This is a genomic window from Psychrobacter sp. W2-37-MNA-CIBAN-0211 (assembly GCF_040309405.1).
GTDB lineage: Bacteria > Pseudomonadota > Gammaproteobacteria > Pseudomonadales > Moraxellaceae > Psychrobacter > Psychrobacter glaciei.
Map to the genome: position 1 here is coordinate 1 of NZ_JBEOOU010000529.1, position 240 is coordinate 240.

Below are 240 nucleotides of genomic sequence, written 5' to 3' on the forward strand. Positions count from 1 at the left end.
CGATTATCAAAGTACGATTATGCAAATAGCGGATCTCAAGATGGACATTGCCAAGCGCACTGTGCATAGAAAAGACAAGGCTATTAAGCTCACGGCAAAAGAGTTCTCATTATTACAGTTTCTATTAGAGCGCCGAGGTGAGGTGCTACCGCGCTCAGTCATCGCCTCTCAAGTATGGGATATGAATTTTGAAAATGATACCAATGTGATTGATGTGGCGATAAGGCGTCTTCGCATAAA

At 42.9% G+C, this 240-nt stretch carries 1 protein-coding gene; it reads left to right on the forward strand.

Annotation, left to right across the window (positions count from 1 at the left end; all coding sequences use genetic code 11):
• On the forward strand, positions 1–240 hold a 240-nt coding region (locus tag AAEY72_RS16140), incomplete at both ends, for a winged helix-turn-helix domain-containing protein (protein ID WP_352311689.1).